Raw genomic sequence first — 2932 nt, 5'->3', positions numbered from 1 at the left:
GATGCGCCGCTCCCGGATTATGCGAGACAAGACAGCGGCTCGCAGCCGGGAGGTTCCCTCCCGGATTATGCGAGACAAGACAGCGGCTCGCAGCCGGGAGGTTCCCTCCCGGATTATGCGAGACAAGACAGCGCCCCAAGCAGCGAGACAAGACAGTCGGGGATTTAGGTTTGGCTACCATTGAATCGCGTTATTTAGTGGTTGGTGCCATGGATGGTGTAGCGACGGGCATGGTAGTTGTACTTGTCGTTACTTTTTTAGCTGTAATCTTTTTCTTAGGAGTAGATACAGTCTTTTTCGGTTTGCAATTGGCGTGGACTTTCACAGGGAGAGTAGCAGGATCGATCGTTTCGGTACCGATGACTAACGTTTTATATTTTCCAGCACCATCGACTAGCGCTTCACCACAAGTATTTGCTGCGACATCTTTGCGGGTGACGGGCTTATTTTTAGCATTAGTCCCTTTGATGGGATACTTTTGTTTAGCTGTTAAACCTGTAACTACCACTTGGTCTTTGCTGGTTTTGTAAACTTCAGCAGTCGCGTTGGCGGAGCCTCTCGGAACGAGAATCGCAGTATGAGTTAATGTTAATACTGCCGCCATTACAACTGTCGAGATCGAAAACTTGATGGACATATATTTGTGGGTGATTGGTTAGTTAGTTAAGTTGTGTGGTAGGTGCTGGTTATTAGTTAGATATTGCCATCTATTTGTTCCCTTGCATAGCCCGAATTAATTCGGCGGCGACTTCAGGGCGCGAAAATTCTGGCGGTGGTAGTTCGCCTTGACGGAGTAAGTCGCGAACTTTAGTACCGGACAGATGTACGCGTTGTTCGGGCGTACTGGGACTGGTTTTGGTAGTTGCCATTGATTTGGTAACTTGACAATAAAACGCGTGCTCGAACATCATCGGGGTGATGCCAAGTTCCCCTGGTTCAAATTCACTGAAGATGTGTTGAGCGTCGTAGGTGCCGTAGTAGTCGCCTACGCCCGCATGATCGCGTCCGACGATAAAATGGGTACAACCGTAATTTTTTGCGGATTAGGGCGTGAAAAATGGCTTCCCGTGGCCCAGCATAGCGCATCGCGGCGGGGTTAATGCCGAGGATGACTCGATCGCTGGGATAATAATGTTCGAGGATGATTTCATAGCAGCGCATCCGCACATCGGCGGGGATATCATCTTCTTTGGTTGCGCCGACGAGGGGATGGAGAAATAACCCATCGACGGTTTCCATCGCACATTTTTGGATATACTCATGGGCGCGATGGATCGGGTTGCGAGTCTGAAATCCGACGATCGTGTTCCAGCCTTTAGCTTGAAACTGAGCGCGGGAGGCGACAGGATCGATTTGATAGGTGGGAAATTGCGGGTGCGCTTCCCGTTCTAACAGGTAGATATCACCTGCTAAATTGACATTCCCCTGGTCGTAGACGACTTTGACACCGGGATGCTTTTCATCATCGGTGCGATACACGTTAATCGCTTCTTGCTGCTTGTCGTAAGTGTATTTTTCGGTGAGCTGTAAAACGCCGACAAATCGATCGTTACTGTCATCTAATCTGACGAGCGAACCAACGGTTAGAGGTGCGGCGACAGCTTCAGTTACAGATAGCGTAATCGGAATCGACCACGGTAAACCATTAGCAAGGCGCATTTTAGCGACGACCGGATGATAATCTGCTTCTGGCATAAACCCCTGAAGCGGACTAAATGCACCGATCGCAATCATGACTAAATCGGAATATGCCCGCTCGTCTAATGTTACTCTGGGCAAGCTATCGGCTTTACTCAGAAATTCGGCTTTTTGAGCGGGGGTGGCGATGCGATTCACCAAGTTACCGCCGTGGGGTGCAATACCAGAACGCTGACTCAAACTAATTTTCCTCGCAATTTTTTAAATACTTTTATGGATCACTTTAGCAGCTTTGGGGAAGGTTTTAGGCTTTAGGCTTTAGGTTTTAGGGGAGATGGGGGAAGGTTTTAGGCTTTAGGTTTTAGGCTTTAGGCTTTAGGTTTTGGGGAATAGGATGACTAGATGATTTAAAATAGAAGCGTGTAGCTCGAATGTGATGAACTATGGAACAACGATTGACCACACAGCAGCTAGAGTTGATTGTTGGTGAGGTTGGGCGATTGGCAAATCGTCAGCAGGATGAACTAGATCGATCGGAAGTTCAAAAGATTTTAGTCGAGCTAAATCTCCCGCCGGAACTGTTGGATGAGGCGATGATTCAGGTGCAGCGGAAGGAGGCACTAGCAAGGCAGAAAAAACGCAATATTGGCATCGCGATCGGGGGAGTAGCTGCACTAGTTATGCTAGTAGCTGGGACTAGTCTCTTTTTCCAAAATAAAGCGAGTACAATTGCCAAGATCGGTGTCAGCCAAGATCGCATCAGCTTCGTGCGCGATGGTGGTGAGAACCTAAATCCAGTGGCTAAAGGTGCGGAAATTGTCTATCGCGTCACGCTCAATGATGCGCCCGTCGGTGAAACATTAAACCTAACCTGCAATTGGCTCGACGCATCCGGTAAAGTCGCCCATACCAATCGCTACGAGACTAAAAACATTACCACCCCAGTCTGGAATACCTCATGTCGCTACCAGATCCCGCTAGATGCCGCTTCAGGTGCGTGGAAAGTGGAAATTCGCGCTGGAGATCGATCGCTCAAGCAGATGCCCTTTGAGGTTAAATGAGATGGGATGTGGGAGATGCGGCTCGCGCACGCCTTTGTTCCCCGACGGTATAGCGAGACAAGACAGGGAGTTGGGGGCTGTGAGACTGAGGCTTGCACCGATTATAAAAAATCCCCTCTTGGGAGGGGTGCGACAAGCGATGGTTGTGTCGATCTCCGCTAATAACAAACAAGGGCCCAATTATTACCGCGTTCAGTAATTTGAAAAGGAAACAAGGGTGAATTCGATAGAGG

The 2932-nt window shown here is 48.9% G+C and carries 3 protein-coding genes and 1 pseudogene; 2 read left to right on the top strand and 2 right to left on the bottom strand.

Annotated elements, in window-relative coordinates; all coding sequences use genetic code 11:
* Window positions 1–184, top strand: a 184-nt coding sequence (locus RMO35_RS17055) for a hypothetical protein (RefSeq protein ID WP_309742512.1), incomplete at its 5' end; no start/stop codon positions are given.
* Between the two features lie 6 nt (window positions 185–190).
* Here the strand turns inward: RMO35_RS17055 and RMO35_RS17050 are convergent.
* A complete protein-coding gene (locus tag RMO35_RS17050) occupies window positions 191–637 on the bottom strand; it encodes a hypothetical protein (protein WP_309742511.1) in 447 nt (148 codons plus the stop codon).
* Between the two features lie 70 nt (window positions 638–707).
* Window positions 708–1878, bottom strand: a pseudogene (gene sat / locus RMO35_RS17045) (sulfate adenylyltransferase).
* Window positions 1879–2081: 203 nt separating this feature from the next.
* Here sat and RMO35_RS17040 point away from each other — a divergent pair.
* Window positions 2082–2699 (top strand): DUF3859 domain-containing protein, encoded by a 618-nt coding sequence (locus RMO35_RS17040; protein WP_309742510.1) that lies wholly within the window; start codon window positions 2082–2084, stop codon window positions 2697–2699.
* The last annotated feature ends 233 nt before the right edge of the window (window positions 2700–2932 follow it).

Source organism: Chamaesiphon sp. OTE_20_metabat_361, from assembly GCF_031364565.1.
The sequence above is the reverse complement of the archived record's forward strand: the minus strand, read 5'-3'. Positions and strand labels throughout refer to the sequence as shown.